Source organism: Streptomyces sp. NPDC091271 (genome assembly GCF_044757505.1).
GTDB lineage: Bacteria > Actinomycetota > Actinomycetes > Streptomycetales > Streptomycetaceae > Streptomyces.
On record NZ_JBIVVD010000003.1, the window covers coordinates 1,010,958 to 1,025,887 of the forward strand.

The following is a 14,930-nucleotide window of genomic DNA, read 5'->3' on the forward strand; positions in this document are numbered from 1 at the left end:
GACGGCAACCTTGCGGACACGCCAATGTAACGATCAGCGGTGCTTGCAGAAATCTTCCGCAAAGTCTTTCGGTCGTCTTTCATCCTTGTTACGTTCACGTCGACCCGGCGCCGCGACGGAGCGGTACGGCAGTTGAAGGAGTTCAGATGCGACGTGGCATAACGGCCACCGCCCTGGTCGCGACCCTGGCGCTCGCGGCGACCGCTTGCGGAAGCGACGACGAGTCCGGCGGCAGCAAGAGCTCGGGCGAGCTCTCCGGCACGGTGACGTGGTGGGACACCTCGAACGTCGGCAGCGAGGACAAGGTCTTCAAGAAGATCGCCGAGGGCTTCGAGAAGAAGCACCCGAAGGTCGACGTCAAGTATGTCAACGTCCCCTTCGGTGAGGCGCAGAACAAGTTCAAGAACGCGGCCCAGGCCGGTTCCGGCGCCCCCGACGTCATCCGCTCCGAGGTCGCCTGGACCCCCGAGTTCGCCGACCTCGGCTACCTGGCCCCGCTGGACGGCACCGCGGCGCTGAAGGACGAGGGCGACTTCCTCAAGCAGGCCGCCGCGTCGACCAAGTACAAGGGCAAGACGTTCGCCGTCCCGCAGGTGATCGACTCCATGGGCATCTTCTACAACAAGAAGATGTTCACGGACGCCGGAGTCAAGCCGCCCGCGAAGATCTCCGACCTGAAGAGCATCGCCAAGAAGATCAAGGACAAGACCGGCAAGACCGGTCTGTACCTGCGCGGCGACGACTCGTACTACTTCCTCTCCTTCCTTTACGGCGAGGGCGGCGACCTGGTCGACGCCGACTCGAAGACCGTCACCGTGGACAACGCCGAAGGCACCAAGGCGTTCGGCGTCGTGAAGGACCTCGTCGACTCCGGGGCGGCCAAGACCGACGCCACGGACGGCTGGGAGAACATGATGTCGTCGTTCAAGAACGGCGACGTCGCGATGATGATCAACGGCCCCTGGGCCGTGGCCGACACGCTGACCGGCAAGGAGTTCACCGACAAGGCGAACCTCGGCATCTCCACGGTGCCGGCCGGCTCCGCCGCGCAGGGCGCCCCGCAGGGCGGCCACAACCTCGGCGTCTACGCGGGCTCCAAGAACATCGAGGCCTCCTACGCGTTCGTCGAGTACATGACCTCGGTCGAGACCCAGGCGCAGACCGCCGGTGAGCTGAACCTGCTGCCGACCCGCACCTCCGCGTACGCCAAGAAGGAGGCCGTGGACAGCGAGATCGTCCAGTTCTTCAAGCCGGTCGTCGAGACCGCGGTCGAGCGTCCCTGGATCCCGGAGACCGGCAGCCTCTTCGCCCCGCTGAACGTCGAGTACACCAAGGTCCTCACCGGCCAGACCACGCCGGAGAAGGCCGCCAAGGCGACCGGCGACTCCTACCGCAAGCTCCTCGAGGGCTGGAAGTAACCCAGGAAGGCAGGCCGACTGATGGCTGTCCACACCAGCCAGTCGGTGGCGAAGGCCGCGGGCGACGACGTCGCCCGCGGCCGGAGCCGCGGTACTGGCAACCCCCCGCCGCCGAGCAGGATCCGGCGCGCCCTCTCGGTCCACTGGTACGCCTGGACCATGGTCGCCCCGGTCGTGCTCGTGATCGGCGTGATCATCGGCTACCCGCTGGTCCGCGGTATCTGGCTGTCGCTGACCGACGCCAACGAGCGCAACGTCGCCCGGTCCATCGGTGTCAACGAGATGCCCGCCACCTACGAGTTCGTGGGCCTGGACAACTACGCCGACGCCCTGACCGGCAGCCAGTTCCTCGGGACGCTGGGCTGGACGCTGGTGTGGACGGTCTCCTGTGTGGCCATCACCTTCTGCCTGGGCATGGCCCTGGCCAACATCCTCAACCGCAGGATCGCCGGCCGCTCCGCCTATCGCATGGCGCTGATCCTGCCCTGGGCCATCCCCGGCTTCGTCTCCGTCTTCGCCTGGCGCTTCCTCTACAACGAGAACAACGGGCTGCTCAACAAGATCCTCGGCGGCGCCGGGATCGACGGCATACCCTGGCTGAACGACCCCACCTGGGCCAAGTTCTCCGTCATCGCCGTCAACGTCTGGCTCGGTGTGCCGTTCATGATGGTCGCCCTGCTCGGCGGGCTCCAGTCGATCCCCTCGGAGCAGTACGAGGCCGCGGAGATGGACGGTGCCACCGCCTGGCAGCGCTTCCGCCACGTCACACTGCCCGGACTGCGCCCGGTCTCCACCACGGTGGTCCTGCTCTCCACCATCTGGACCTTCAACATGTTCCCGGTGATCTTCCTGCTGACCCGCGGCGGACCCGGTGAGGCCACCCAGATCCTGGTGACCCAGGCGTACAAATTCTCCTTCGAGATCAGCCCGCGCGACTTCGCGCAGTCCTCCACCTGGGGCGTGCTGATCCTCGTACTCCTGATGCTCTTCGCCATGGTGTACCGGCGAGTGCTCCGCACGCAGGGAGACAACTGGTGACCACCGCTACGGCAACCCCCGCTACGGCAACCCCCGCCCGGCACGGCGCCCGCAAGCCCCGCAAGCGCGGCGACCGCTCGCCGGCCGCCTCCCTGGCCCTGCACCTCACCCTGATCGTCACGTCGGTGATCGCGGTCTTCCCGGTGCTGTGGGTCCTGCTGACCTCGCTGAAGCCCGCGAAGTTCGCCTCGACCACGGACTTCTTCAAAGAGACGACCTTCGAGAACTACACGAACCTGATCAAGGACACCGAGTTCCTGAGCTGGTTCGCCAACTCCGTGATCGTCGCGGGGCTCTCCACCGTCATCGGTGTCTTCGTCTCCGCCACCACCGGCTACGCCGTCAGCCGCTTCCGCTTCCCCGGCAAGCGCGGGCTGATGTGGACCCTCCTGGTCACCCAGATGTTCCCGGTGGCCGTCCTCATCGTGCCGATCTACAACATCATGTCGACGATGGGCCTGCTCAACCAGCCGGCCGGACTCGTCATCACCTACCTCACCATCTCGGTGCCCTTCTGCGCCTGGATGATGAAGGGCTTCTTCGACACGATCCCGCGCGAGATCGACGAATCGGGCCAGGTCGACGGACTCACCCCGTTCGGCACGTTCTGGCGGCTCATCCTGCCGCTCGCCAAGCCCGGCCTCGCCGTCACCGCCTTCTACTCCTTCATCACCGCCTGGGGCGAAGTGGCGTACGCCTCCGCGTTCATGGTCGGTGACGAGAACCTCACTCTCGCCGGCGGACTGCAGAAGTTCGTCAACCAGTACGGAGCCCAGTGGGGCCCGATGACCGCGGCGTCCGTGCTCATCGCGATCCCGGCCGCGCTGGTCTTCCTCTTCGCGCAGAAGCACCTGGTCACCGGCATGTCCGCCGGAGCCGTCAAGGGCTGACAGTCCCGCACGACCGTACGACCGCACCCGTCACGGCGGCGCCGGATCCCCGACCCGGTCCCGGCGCCGCCCCCCACCCCAGACACCCCAGGGACGACATGACCCAGCACCTCGCTGCCCCCTCCACCGGCACGTCCGACGACGCCCCGGGCCACCGCACCGGCTGGTGGCAGGACGCGGTGATCTACCAGGTGTACCCGCGCAGCTTCGCCGACGGCAACGGCGACGGCATGGGGGACCTCGCGGGTGTCACCGCGCGGCTCCCGTACCTCCGGGACCTCGGTGTGGACGCCGTCTGGCTCAGCCCCTTCTACGCCTCGCCGCAGGCCGACGCGGGCTACGACGTCGCCGACTACCGGGCGATCGACCCGATGTTCGGCACGCTCCTCGACGCCGACGCCCTGATCCGCGAGGCTCACGGCCTGGGCCTGCGCGTCATCGTCGACCTGGTCCCCAACCACTCCTCCGACCAGCACGAGTGGTTCAAGCGCGCCCTCGCCGAGGGCCCCGGCTCCGCCCTGCGCGAGCGCTACCACTTCCGCCCCGGCAAGGGCACCGACGGCGAACTCCCGCCCAACGACTGGGAGTCCATCTTCGGCGGCCCCGCCTGGACGCGGACCACCGACCCGGACGGGGCCCCCGGCGACTGGTATCTGCACCTCTTCGCGCCGGAGCAGCCCGACTTCAACTGGGAACACCCGGCCGTCGCCGACGAGTTCCGCTCCATCCTGCGCTTCTGGCTCGACATGGGCGCCGACGGGTTCCGCGTCGACGTCGCCCACGGCCTCGTCAAGGCGGAGGGCCTGCCGGACCTCGGATCGCACGACCAGCTGAAGCTGCTGGGCAACGATGTCATGCCGTTCTTCGACCAGGACGGTGTGCACGAGATCTACCGCAGCTGGCGCACGATCCTCGACGAGTACCCCGGTGACCGCATTCTCGTCGCCGAGGCGTGGACCCCCACCGTCGAGCGCACCGCGAACTACGTGCGTCCCGACGAGATGCACCAGGCCTTCAACTTCCAGTACCTGTCGACCGCCTGGGACGCCGCCGAGCTGCGCACCGTCATCGACTCCTCGCTCGACGCGATGCGTCCGGTGGGTGCCCCCACCACCTGGGTGCTCTCCAACCACGACGTCACCCGGCACACCACCCGCTTCGGCAACCCGCCGGGCCTGGGCACCCAGATCCGGACCCCCGGTGACCGTGAGCTCGGTCTGCGCAGGGCACGCGCGGCAACCCTGCTGATGCTGGCCCTGCCCGGCTCCGCCTACGTCTACCAGGGCGAGGAGCTGGGCCTCCCCGACGTCACCGACCTGCCCGACGAGGCCCGCCAGGACCCGTCCTTCTTCCGCGCCGAGGGCCAGGACGGCTTCCGCGACGGCTGCCGGGTACCGATCCCGTGGACCCGCGAGGGCAGCTCGTACGGATTCGGCGACGGAGGCAGCTGGCTGCCGCAGCCCGACAGCTGGGGCGAGCTCTCCGTCGAGGCGCAGACCGGAACGGAGGGCTCCACGCTGGAGCTGTACCGCGCCGCGATCGCCGCCCGGCGCGAGCACCCCGGCCTCGGCGCCGGCACGGACGTCGAGTGGCTGGACGCCCCCGAGGGCGTGCTCGCCCTCGGCCGCCCCGGCTTCGTCTGCACCGTCAACACGACGGGCGCGCCGGCACGGATCCCCGCCCCCGGCACCCTGCTGCTCGCAAGCGGCCCGGTGACCGCCGACGGCGACACGGTCGAGCTGCCCGCGGACACCACGGTGTGGTGGACGGTGTGACCGTCCCCGCACCCAGGACCGGACCGGCGCTGCGGCTCTCCGACATCGCCGGTCAGGCCGCGGTCAGCGAGGCCACCGTCAGCCGGGTGCTGAACGGGAAGCCGGGCGTGGCGGACACCACGCGTCAGCGGGTGCTCGCGGCGCTCGACATCCTCGGCTACGAACGGCCCGTACGCCTGCGGCAGCGCAGCGCCGGACTGATCGGGCTGGTGACACCCGAACTCACCAACCCGATCTTCCCGGCGTTCGCGCAGTCGGTGGAGCAGGTGCTCGCGGGGCACGGCTACACGCCCGTGCTCTGCACCCAGCTGCCCGGCGGCGCCACCGAGGACGAGCTCGTCGAGCAGCTCGTCGAGCGTGGCGTGGGCGGCATCGTCTTCCTGTCCGGGCTCCACGCCGACACCTCGGCCGACCCGGCGCGCTACGCCGCGCTCACCGACCGGGGTGTGCCGTTCGTCCTGATCAACGGCTACAACGAGCGCATCAGCGCCCCGTTCGTCTCGCCCGACGACCAGGCCGCCGTACGCATGGCCGTCGGCCATCTCGCCGAGCTCGGCCACCGGCGGGTCGGCCTGGCGATCGGGCCGCAGCGTTATGTGCCCTCGCGCCGCAAGCGTGACGGCTTCGTCGACGCGGCCGTCTCACTGCTGGACATGGACCGCGAGGAGGCCGAACTCCTCGTCTGCTCCACCCTGTTCAGCGTCGAAGGCGGTCAGGTCGCGGCAGGCGCCCTGCTCGACGCGGGCTGCACCGGCATCGTCTGCGGCAGCGACCTGATGGCGCTCGGCGTGGTCAGGGCGGCCCGGGGGAGGGGCCTCGACGTACCCCGCGACGTCTCCGTCGTCGGCTTCGACGACTCCCAGCTCATCGCCTTCACCGACCCGCCACTGACCACGGTGCGCCAGCCGGTGCAGGCGATGGCGGCGGCGGCGGTCGGCGCGCTGCTGGAGGAGATCGCGGGAAGCCCCGTGCAGCGCACGGAGTACGTGTTCCAGCCGGAGCTGGTCGTACGGGGATCCACCGCGGCGGCGCGCGCCGCCTGAACGGGCGCGGAAAGCGGGGCCGGGTCCGGAGGGGGGACCCGGCCCTTCGCGCTCCCCGGTGCAGGGAACGGGCGTATATCGCGGGCGTATCGAGAACCGCATACGCCGGCGCGACGGCCCTCCCGCTCCAATGGGGTCATGAACGACAACGCATCCCTGCCGGCACCACCGCCCCGCCGCACGCGCACGGTCGTGCTCCTGGGGCTGGCGGCTCTCGGCCTGGCGAGCGCTCTGTTCGTCGTGCGGCGGCCGCTCATGATGTCCGCCCCGGCGTGCATGTCCGGACGGTGGCACGGCTGCTTCGACACGTTCAACGGAGTGGTGCTCATGACGCTGGTCGCACTGCCGCTCTCCGCGCTCGTGGTCAGGGCTCTGGCACGGCTTCGGCGCGGAGCCGACGGCACGCCGGCGTGGCGGATGTCGCTGGCCGAGGTCGGCATGGTCCACGGGACGGTGCCGTTCGTCTGGCTGACCATGATGCCGGGCGCCGGAGCCGGCGTCGTCCCCGGACGGACGAGCCTGATTCCCCTGCGCGACCTGGTCACGATGGGTCCGGGTGGGATCGTCGGCAACCTGCTGGTCTTCGCCTCGCTGGGATTCTTCGCGCCGATGCGTTTCGCCGCACTGGCGTCCGTCCCGCGGATCCTGGCGCTCGGGGCGGGCTGCTCGGTCCTCGTCGAAACCGCGCAGTACGTGCTGCGGCTGGACCGGGTGTCCTCCGTGGACGACGTACTCGTCAACGCCACCGGCGCCGTGCTGGCCGGACTGGCGTCGCGCCGCTGGTGGCGCACCACGGCGCAGGCGCCGTCGGACCGGCCCTGCCCTGTGCCGGCGGCCACCCGGGCGGGCTGAAGCACGCTTCCGGTGTGCACACCTCCACGCATACGTCGGCGATACGGTGCGTTGCCTAGGCTTCGGACATGCGCGTACTGATCGTGGAGGACGAGCCCTACCTGGCCGAAGCCGTCCGTGACGGTCTGAGGCTGGAGGCGATCGCCGCCGACATCGCCGGCGACGGTGACTCCGCCCTGGAACTGCTCAGCGTCCACTCGTACGACCTCGCGGTCCTCGACCGCGACATCCCCGGCCCCTCAGGCGACGAGGTCGCCCGGCGCATCGTGGCCTCGGGCAGCGGCATCCCGATCCTCATGCTCACCGCCGCCGACCGGATCGACGACAAGGCCTCCGGGTTCGAGCTCGGCGCCGACGACTACCTCACCAAACCGTTCGAGCTGCGGGAGCTCGTCCTCCGGCTGAGGGCACTCGACCGCAGACGCGCGTACGCCCGGCCCCCGGTCCGCGAGATCGCGGGCCTGCGGCTCGACGCCTTCCGCCGTGAGGTCTTCCGCGACGGACGCTATGTCGCGCTCACCCGCAAACAGTTCGCCGTGCTGGAGGTCCTCGTCGCCGCCGAGGGCGGGGTCGTCAGCGCCGAGGAACTGCTGGAACGGGCCTGGGACGAGAACACCGACCCCTTCACCAACGCCGTCCGCATCACCGTCTCCGCACTGCGCAAACGGCTCGGCGAACCGGGGATCATCTCCACGGTGCCCGGTGTCGGCTACCGGATCGACACCGGTACGGCCGCCACCGCCCCCGGCAGTCCGCATGCGTAGACGCCCAGGTCTCAGCGCCCGGCTGAAACTCACCCTCAGCTACGCCGGGTTCCTCGCCGTCGCCGGCGCGCTCCTGCTCGCCGTGGTGTGGGTGTTCCTGCTCCGCTACGTCCCCGACAACTCCCAGGGCCTCCTGGGGATCTCACCCAACCGCTACCTCCTCGTGCGCATGTTCGCCCCCGCCGCGGCCGTGGCCATGGGCCTCCTGCTCGTGATCGGCCTCGCCGGGGGATGGGTCCTCGCCGGCCGGATGCTGGCACCGCTCAACCGGATCACCGCCGCGGCGCGGCTGGCCGCGGACGGATCACTGGCCCACCGGATCCGCATGGAAGGCCGCCAGGACGAATTCCGTGAACTCGCCGACGCGTTCGACACCATGCTCGAACAGCTCGAGTCGCATGTAGCCGAGCAACAACGGTTCGCCGCGAACGCCTCCCACGAACTGCGCACCCCGCTGGCCATCTCGCAGGCACTGCTCGACGTCGCCCGCAGGGACCCCACCCGGGACCGCGGCGAACTCCTCGAACGCCTGCAGGCTGTCAATACGCGCGCGATCGACCTCACCGAGGCCCTCCTGCTGCTCGGCCGCAGCGACCGCGGAAACTTCACCCGCGAGAGCGTCGACCTCTCCCTCACCGCCGAAGAAGCGGCGGAGACCCTGCTCCCCCTCGCCGAACACCGCCGGATCACGCTGGACGTCACCGGGGGAGCGGCCCGCACCAGCGGCTCCGCGGAGCTCCTGCTGCGGATGGTGACGAACCTCGTCCAGAACGCCGTCGTCCACAACCTGCCCACCGGCGGCACCGTGAGGGTCCACACCGAGGCGCACGGCGACACGAGCGTGCTGCGGGTCGAGAACACGGGCCGTCGGCTCCCGCCGGAACTGGTACCGACCCTCACCGAACCCTTCCGGCGCGGAACGGAACGCGTACGCACCGACGAGCATGCCGGCGCCGGCCTCGGCCTGGCCATCGTGCACAGCATCGTCCGCGCCCACGACGGGACCCTCGACCTCGCGCCTCGCCCCACCGGCGGGCTGACCGTCACGGTGCGGCTGCCGCACCCCCCACGGTGAGCAAAAGGACCGGAACCGGCCGGCTACCGGGCCGGGACTTGGGGTTGGTCTCGCGGTCCACCGCGAGGCGCTCCTCCGAAAGAACTCGGGGAAATGACCCTTTCCGACCCAACCCGCCCCCATGCGTGCTTCGTCACTCACTCAGGTGACATAAGGCCCCAATGGCCGACCGTCACCACCCGCCCCCTCGTGGCGGGGCCGCACAACATGCCCGTCATCACGAATGTGGCGGAAGCCCGGAAGGACCTTGCGCTCGCCACGCTCTCGGCGATCACACACGCCGACAATCCGGACGTCGATGCCATACTGAAGACGATGTCCGTCGCCCTGCGCGACGCACCGGAACCGATCGTCGAACCACTCGTCGAATTCATCGCACAAGGGCTGGGCAACCGCCCTGCCGTGCAACAGTGGAGGAACCTGGTGGCCGTGGATCTCTCCTTCTACACCTCGCCGCTCTCCGAGGAAATCCGCGACGAAGGCCGCGCACAGGGCCGCGCACAGGGCCTCGCGCAGGGCCGAGCCGAGGACGTCCTGCTCGTCCTTGGCGTGCGGGGCATCGAGATCAGCGACGGAACCCGCGAGAAGGTCACGGCCTGCACCGATCCGGAACTTCTGAGCCAGTGGTTGATCCGCGCCATCCATGCCACCACCGCCGAAGAGATCTTCGGTGAGGAGCCCTCCGCCGATCCGCATGCAAGGACCGGTCCGATAACCGTGGTCGTGCACGGATGAACCACCTCGGTGACGCGAACCTGCGCACCTGGGTGCTGCGCTTCACCGCGCTCCTCGCCGCCGACGCCCCGGATCAGCTTGCCTGGCTGCGCGAGCGTGAGCTGGAGACGAAGGACGTCGTCGACGAGCTGGAGCTCCTCTGCCGCATCTCCGAAGGACTCACGGAGCGCGGAGCCTTCGCGCCCCAGAACCTGCGCTCCTTCCGGGCCATAGGCCGCCGCCTCGGCGAGATCGATACCGCCTGCCGGACCGGCCTCTGGGCCGACGCGCTGTCCGCGGATCCGGCGTGGAGCGAGATACGCGATCTCGCCCGCCAGGTCCTCCTCACGGCGCTGGGCGACTGGCGTCAGCCACTGCCACGCCCCGTGCGCCCGCACACCGGCGACCACTGAGCACGCCCAGGCGCCTGTGTGGCTCCGCCCTGCCCCCCCACCTGCCGCCTCAGGTGAGCTCCTTATGTGACGGCACGACGACCCCGTACAGGTCGGCGATGGTGGCGAGCGCGCTGTAGTGCACCTGGTGGGCGTCCAGTTCGGTGCCGGCGACCGGCAGCGCCCGGGTGGCGCTCGCGTCGGCCACGACGGTGGGGCGGTTGCCGCGCAGGAAGGCGCCCTGGGCGGTGAAGGCCACGCACATGTGCGTCATGAACCCCGCGATGACCAGATCGGTGCTGCCCGCGGCGTCGACGTGCCGGCCCAGGTCCGTACCGACGAAGGCGTCCGGTGCCCGCTTCACGACGACGGGCTCACCGTCGACCGGTGCGACCTGGGGGTGGATCCGGCCGATCTCGGCCCGGATGTCGTACGGGGTGCCCTCGCCACCGTCGTTGATGACATGGATGACCTTCGTGCCCTCCTGGCGGGCCCGGGCCAGCAGCTCGGCGGCGGCGTCGAGCGCGGCCTGCCAGCCGTCCAGCTCCATCACACCGGTCGTGTAGGTGTTCTGGTAGTCGATGAGGACCAGGGTCGATCCGGCGAGCTTCGCGGGGGTGTCGTCGAGACCGTTGAGCCGGCGCAGCGTCGTTCTGGGCATGGGGAACCACCTTGGGGTCGAACGTCGGAGAACAGCTCACCGGTGCGATGACCTGCGCCTACGACGCTAGGGCCCTCACCACGTGTCGGCAATGTCATCTAACCTGCAGAAACCGACATCGACCTCACCGGACCCGGGAGTCTCATGAGCACCGTCAGACGGCTGATCGTCGTCGTCCTCTTCCCCGGCGTCGACCTGCTCGACGTCACAGGCCCCCCGGAGGTGTTCTCCCTCGCTCGACGCGAGTCGGACGAAGCGGCGGCCTACGAGGTGGTCCTCGCCGCCGAGACCCTGGATCCGGTCGCCACCGGCGCCGGGGTACGCGTCCTCCCGGACGTCACGTTCGACGAGCTGTCCACGAAGCGCATCGACACCCTGATCGTGCCCGGCGCGGTCGAGATCGACAGCCGCCGCCGCGTGCACCCGCTCACCGACCCCCACGTGGTGGCGCGGGTGAAGCAACTCGCCGACCGCACCCGGAGGGTCACGTCCGTCTGTGTCGGAGCGCACATCCTGGCGGCCGCCGGACTCCTCGACGGCAAACGCGCCACCACCCACTGGTCGACCGCGCAGCAGCTCGCCGCCGACCATCCGGCCGTCGAGGTCGACGCCGATCCGATCTTCATCCGCGAGGGCGATGTGTGGACCGGCGCGGGAATCAGCGCCTGCCTCGATCTCTCACTCGCCCTCATCGCCGACGACCTCGGCGAGGCCATCGCGTTGAGCGTCGCGCGGCAGCTCGTGATGTACCTGAAACGGCCGAGCGGCCAGAGTCAGTTCAGCGTTCCCCTGGAACAGCTGTCCACGACGCGGCGTATCGAAGACCTCCGCCACCACATCATGCGTAACATCGGCAGGCCGCTCACCGTCGCGGACCTCGCCGAACACGCCCACATCAGTGACCGGCAGCTCACCCGGATCTTCAAGACCGAACTCGGCACGACTCCGCACGCCTACATCGAAGCGGCCCGTGTCGAGGCGGCGCGGAGCCGGCTCGAATCCACCGACGCCACTCTCGAACGCGTCGCGTCCGCGTGCGGATTCGGCACCGTCGACACCCTCGTCAGGGCGTTCCGCCGCCGGCTCGACACGACACCGACCGAGTACCGGCGCCGCTTCCGGACCGGCGGGGCCTGAGCGGCGCCACCTCTGCCCCCGCGGCCTCAGGCCGAAGCCGAGAGCGCGGCGGCGGTCTCCCGTGCGAACGCGTCCGGGTTGTCCAGCATGATGTTGTGCCCGCAGTCCGGGACCGGGACCACCCGCACACCGGCCTGGGCGAGCGCCCCGGCCCCGGCGGGCGCGCCGTCGGCCTCCGGGTACAGGTAGGTGCGGGGGATGGTCAGCTCCAGCAGCAGCTCGCGCATCGTGGGAGTGGTGCCGCGGGTGAGGTGCACGGCGCTGCGATGGAGGCCCTCCAGGCCGGCCAGACGCATCGTGGACCACCAGTGCGGACCCGCCAGGTCGCGAATCTGCCGCCACCCGCCCGCCACGAAGTCGGCCTCGGGGAGCGCGGCGATCCCGCTGCTCCCCGGGGCGCCGGGTACGGGCGTCAGGGGGTCGAGATTCGCGTCCACCAGGACCAGCCGCGACACCAGCCGCGGGTGGCGGGCCGCCAGGACCACGGCGACGGAGCCGCCCATGCTGTGCGCCACCAACTCCGCGCCGGTGACACCCGCGTGCGTCAGGGCGGCGGCCAGCGCGTCGGCGTGTGATTCGAGGCGGTAGTCGAAGTCCGTCGGCCGGTCACTGATGCCGTGCCCCAGCAGGTCGACCAGCAGAGACCGGCGGCCGGTGAGCAGCGGGTGGGCGGCGGCCTGTGCGAAGTAGGCGGGGGAGGTGGCGCCGAGGCCGTGCACATGGACACGGGCGGGCTCCTGTCCGGGCAGCTCCACCCATCGGATCCGGTCCCCTCCGGGGGTCACCACAGCATCGCGCACCAGTCGCCTCCCACTCTCGACGCACCGGAAGAGCGTACGAGACGCCCGCACCTAGTCGTCGGGAGGTTGCGGACAGGAAGGGGCCCGATATGGGGGTATTCGGGTGTCCGCAGCTTCCCAATCACGGTGTCCGGCGCGGGCAACGCGCGGGAGGGGTCCGGAAGTCGGCCCGGGATGGGCCGGCGGGGAAGCGACGTCCGGACCTCTCCACGCGGTGACCGGCCCGGTCGGCCGGGCGCGTGGGGTCCGGGGTGCCGGACCCCCGGCCGGCCGGGCCGGAGTCGGGACGAACTTAACAGCTCCGCAATATTTTGCGTAAGACCTTGCAGGACTTTTTCTCCAGGGTTTCGCGGATGTGAGCGGGACGTAATCGCGTCATGTCCAGGGGGTTGACCAGGGCAGGTCGGGCTCGTACGGTCTGCCGCACACGAAGTTTTGCATCCTTGCTGCAAGAACCTTCATGAGCCTTGACGGCACGGCGCGTTGCCACGTGAGGCTGCTCCGCCATCCCCGCACTTTCCCCCACCGCAGGAGGAACGTCATGGCACGCAGACCCTTGTCTGCCGCGCTCGCGCTCGCCACGAGTGCCGCAGTCCTCGTCGTCCCCGCCGGGCTCGGCGCCGGGACCGCCCAAGCCGCACCGCCCGGCGAGAAGGACGTCACCGCGGTGCTGTTCGAGTGGAAGTTCGACTCCGTGGCCAAGGCGTGCACGGACAGCCTCGGCCCGGCCGGCTACGGATACGTCCAGGTCTCGCCTCCCCAGGAGCACATCCAGGGCGGCCAGTGGTGGACCTCGTACCAGCCGGTCAGTTACAGGATCGCCGGCCGGCTCGGCGACCGTACGGCCTTCGCCAACATGGTCAGCGCCTGTCACGGCGCGGGCGTCAAGGTCATCGCCGACTCGGTCATCAACCACATGTCGGCCGGATCGGGCACCGGCACGGGCGGGTCCTCGTACAGCAAGTACGACTACCCGGGCACCTACTCCGTCAACGACATGAACGACTGCCAGTCGCAGATCAACAACTACGGTGACCGTGGCAACGTCCAGAACTGCGAACTGGTGGGCCTCGCCGACCTGGACACCGGCGAGGAGTACGTACGCGGCAGGATAGCGGGCTACCTGAACGACCTGCTCTCCCTCGGTGTCGACGGCTTCCGTATCGACGCCGCCAAGCACATCCCGGCCGGCGACCTCGCCAACATCAAGTCCAGGCTCAGCAACCCCGGCGTGTACTGGAAGCACGAGGCCATCCACGGGGCCGGCGAGGCCGTCTCGCCCACCGAGTACCTCGGCAGCGGCGACGTCCAGGAATTCCGCTACGGCCGCGGCCTCAAACAGGTCTTCAACAACGAGAACCTCGCCAACCTGAAGAACTACGGCGAGGGCTGGGGCTTCATGGAGTCGGGCAAGTCGGCGGTCTTCGTCGACAACCACGACACCGAGCGCGGCGGTGACACCCTGAGCTACAAGGACGGCGCCAACTACACCCTGGCGAGCGTCTTCATGCTCGCCTACCCCTACGGCTCCCCGGACGTCCACTCCGGCTACGAGTGGTCCGACAAGGACGCGGGCCCGCCCAACGGCGGCCAGGTGAACGCCTGCTACAGCGACGGCTGGAAGTGCCAGCACGCCTGGCGCGAGATCTCCTCCATGGTCGGCTTCCGCAACGCCGCCCGAGGTCAGGCCGTCTCGAACTGGTGGGACAACGGCGGCGACCAGATCGCCTTCGGCCGGGGCTCCAAGGCGTACGTCGCCATCAACCACGAGGGCTCCTCGCTGAGCCGTACGTTCCAGACCTCGCTGCCCGCCGGTGACTACTGCGACGTCCAGTCCGGCAAGGGTGTCACCGTCAACGGTTCGGGGCAGTTCACCGCCACCCTGGGCGCGAACACCGCCGTCGCCCTGCACGTCAACGCCCGTACCTGCTCCGGCGGCGGCACGACCCCGGACCCCGGTACCGGCCAGTCCGGCGCCTCCTTCGGCGTCAACGCCACCACCCAGCTCGGCCAGAACATCTACGTCACCGGCAACCAGGCCGCGCTCGGCAACTGGGCGCCAGGCAGTGCGCTGAAGCTCGACCCGGCGACGTACCCCGTCTGGAAGCTCGATGCCGCCCTGCCCGCGGGGACGTCGTTCGAGTACAAGTACGTCCGCAAGGACGCGAGCGGCAACGTCACCTGGGAGAGCGGCGCCAACCGCACCGCCACCGTGCCCGCCTCCGGCAAGGCCGCCCTGACCGCCGACGTCTGGCGCAGCTGAACCACACCCGGCGGGGGGGGGGGCCGCGGGGGGGGGGGCCCCCCCCCCCCCCCCCCCCCCCCCCCCCGCCCCCCCCCCCGGGGGGCCCCCCCCGGGCCCAACCAACAC

The 14,930-nt window shown here is 70.0% G+C and carries 13 protein-coding genes and 1 pseudogene; 12 read left to right on the top strand and 2 right to left on the bottom strand.

Annotation, left to right across the window (positions count from 1 at the left end; translation table 11 throughout):
* Nucleotides 1–146 precede the first annotated feature (146 nt).
* The 10 genes and pseudogenes from ACIQM3_RS16410 (at nt 147) to ACIQM3_RS16455 (ending at nt 9,982) form a co-directional block, all read left to right on the top strand.
* Nucleotides 147–1,418, top strand: a complete 1,272-nt coding sequence (locus ACIQM3_RS16410; RefSeq protein WP_401624292.1) for an extracellular solute-binding protein — start codon at nt 147–149, stop codon at nt 1,416–1,418.
* A 21-nt stretch (nt 1,419–1,439) separates the two neighbouring features.
* Entirely contained in the window at nt 1,440–2,456 is a 1,017-nt protein-coding gene (locus ACIQM3_RS16415) for a carbohydrate ABC transporter permease (protein WP_401624294.1), read from the top strand.
* A complete protein-coding gene (locus tag ACIQM3_RS16420) occupies nt 2,453–3,346 on the top strand; it encodes a sugar ABC transporter permease (protein ID WP_401624296.1) in 894 nt (297 codons plus the stop codon). The genes ACIQM3_RS16415 and ACIQM3_RS16420 overlap by 4 nt, the downstream gene beginning before the upstream one ends.
* Before the next feature lie 98 nt (nt 3,347–3,444).
* Nucleotides 3,445–5,121: a glycoside hydrolase family 13 protein gene (locus ACIQM3_RS16425; protein WP_401624298.1), complete on the top strand. Its 1,677-nt coding sequence runs from the start codon at nt 3,445–3,447 to the stop codon at nt 5,119–5,121.
* Nucleotides 5,106–6,164 (top strand): LacI family DNA-binding transcriptional regulator, encoded by a 1,059-nt coding sequence (locus ACIQM3_RS16430; RefSeq protein WP_401624300.1) that lies wholly within the window; start codon nt 5,106–5,108, stop codon nt 6,162–6,164. Before ACIQM3_RS16425 ends, ACIQM3_RS16430 begins: the two co-directional genes overlap by 16 nt.
* A 138-nt stretch (nt 6,165–6,302) precedes the next feature.
* The gene (locus ACIQM3_RS16435) at nt 6,303–7,016 is read left to right on the top strand and encodes a VanZ family protein (RefSeq protein ID WP_401624302.1); all 714 of its coding nucleotides are present in this window, start codon (nt 6,303–6,305) and stop codon (nt 7,014–7,016) included.
* Nucleotides 7,017–7,084: 68 nt separating this feature from the next.
* The gene (locus tag ACIQM3_RS16440; RefSeq protein WP_401510626.1) at nt 7,085–7,780 is read left to right on the top strand and encodes a response regulator transcription factor; all 696 of its coding nucleotides are present in this window, start codon (nt 7,085–7,087) and stop codon (nt 7,778–7,780) included.
* Nucleotides 7,773–8,855 carry a sensor histidine kinase gene (locus ACIQM3_RS16445; protein ID WP_401624304.1) on the top strand — a complete coding sequence of 361 codons (1,083 nt, stop codon included), beginning with the start codon at nt 7,773–7,775 and terminating at the stop codon, nt 8,853–8,855. The genes ACIQM3_RS16440 and ACIQM3_RS16445 overlap by 8 nt, the downstream gene beginning before the upstream one ends.
* Before the next feature lie 156 nt (nt 8,856–9,011).
* Nucleotides 9,012–9,590 (top strand): annotated as a pseudogene (locus ACIQM3_RS16450) (hypothetical protein); the annotation flags it as partial.
* Complete coding sequence (locus ACIQM3_RS16455; RefSeq protein ID WP_401624306.1) at nt 9,587–9,982, top strand: hypothetical protein; 396 nt, start codon at nt 9,587–9,589, stop codon at nt 9,980–9,982. The pseudogene ACIQM3_RS16450 and the gene ACIQM3_RS16455, both read left to right, overlap by 4 nt.
* A gap of 49 nt (nt 9,983–10,031) precedes the next feature.
* Here ACIQM3_RS16455 and ACIQM3_RS16460 read toward each other — a convergent pair whose 3' ends face one another.
* On the bottom strand, nt 10,032–10,622 hold the full coding sequence (locus tag ACIQM3_RS16460) for a cysteine hydrolase family protein (protein WP_401624308.1): 591 nt from the start codon (nt 10,620–10,622) through the stop codon (nt 10,032–10,034).
* Nucleotides 10,623–10,766: 144 nt separating this feature from the next.
* Here ACIQM3_RS16460 and ACIQM3_RS16465 point away from each other — a divergent pair, with 144 nt between their 5' ends.
* Nucleotides 10,767–11,759 carry a GlxA family transcriptional regulator gene (locus ACIQM3_RS16465; RefSeq protein ID WP_401624310.1) on the top strand — a complete coding sequence of 331 codons (993 nt, stop codon included), beginning with the start codon at nt 10,767–10,769 and terminating at the stop codon, nt 11,757–11,759.
* Nucleotides 11,760–11,785: 26 nt separating this feature from the next.
* Here the strand turns inward: ACIQM3_RS16465 and ACIQM3_RS16470 are convergent, their stop codons facing one another.
* Complete coding sequence (locus ACIQM3_RS16470; protein ID WP_401624311.1) at nt 11,786–12,559, bottom strand: alpha/beta fold hydrolase; 774 nt, start codon at nt 12,557–12,559, stop codon at nt 11,786–11,788.
* A 541-nt stretch (nt 12,560–13,100) separates the two neighbouring features.
* Between ACIQM3_RS16470 and ACIQM3_RS16475 the strand changes: the two genes are divergently transcribed.
* Nucleotides 13,101–14,822 (top strand): carbohydrate-binding module family 20 domain-containing protein, encoded by a 1,722-nt coding sequence (locus ACIQM3_RS16475; RefSeq protein WP_401624313.1) that lies wholly within the window; start codon nt 13,101–13,103, stop codon nt 14,820–14,822.
* Nucleotides 14,823–14,930: the final 108 nt, after the last annotated feature.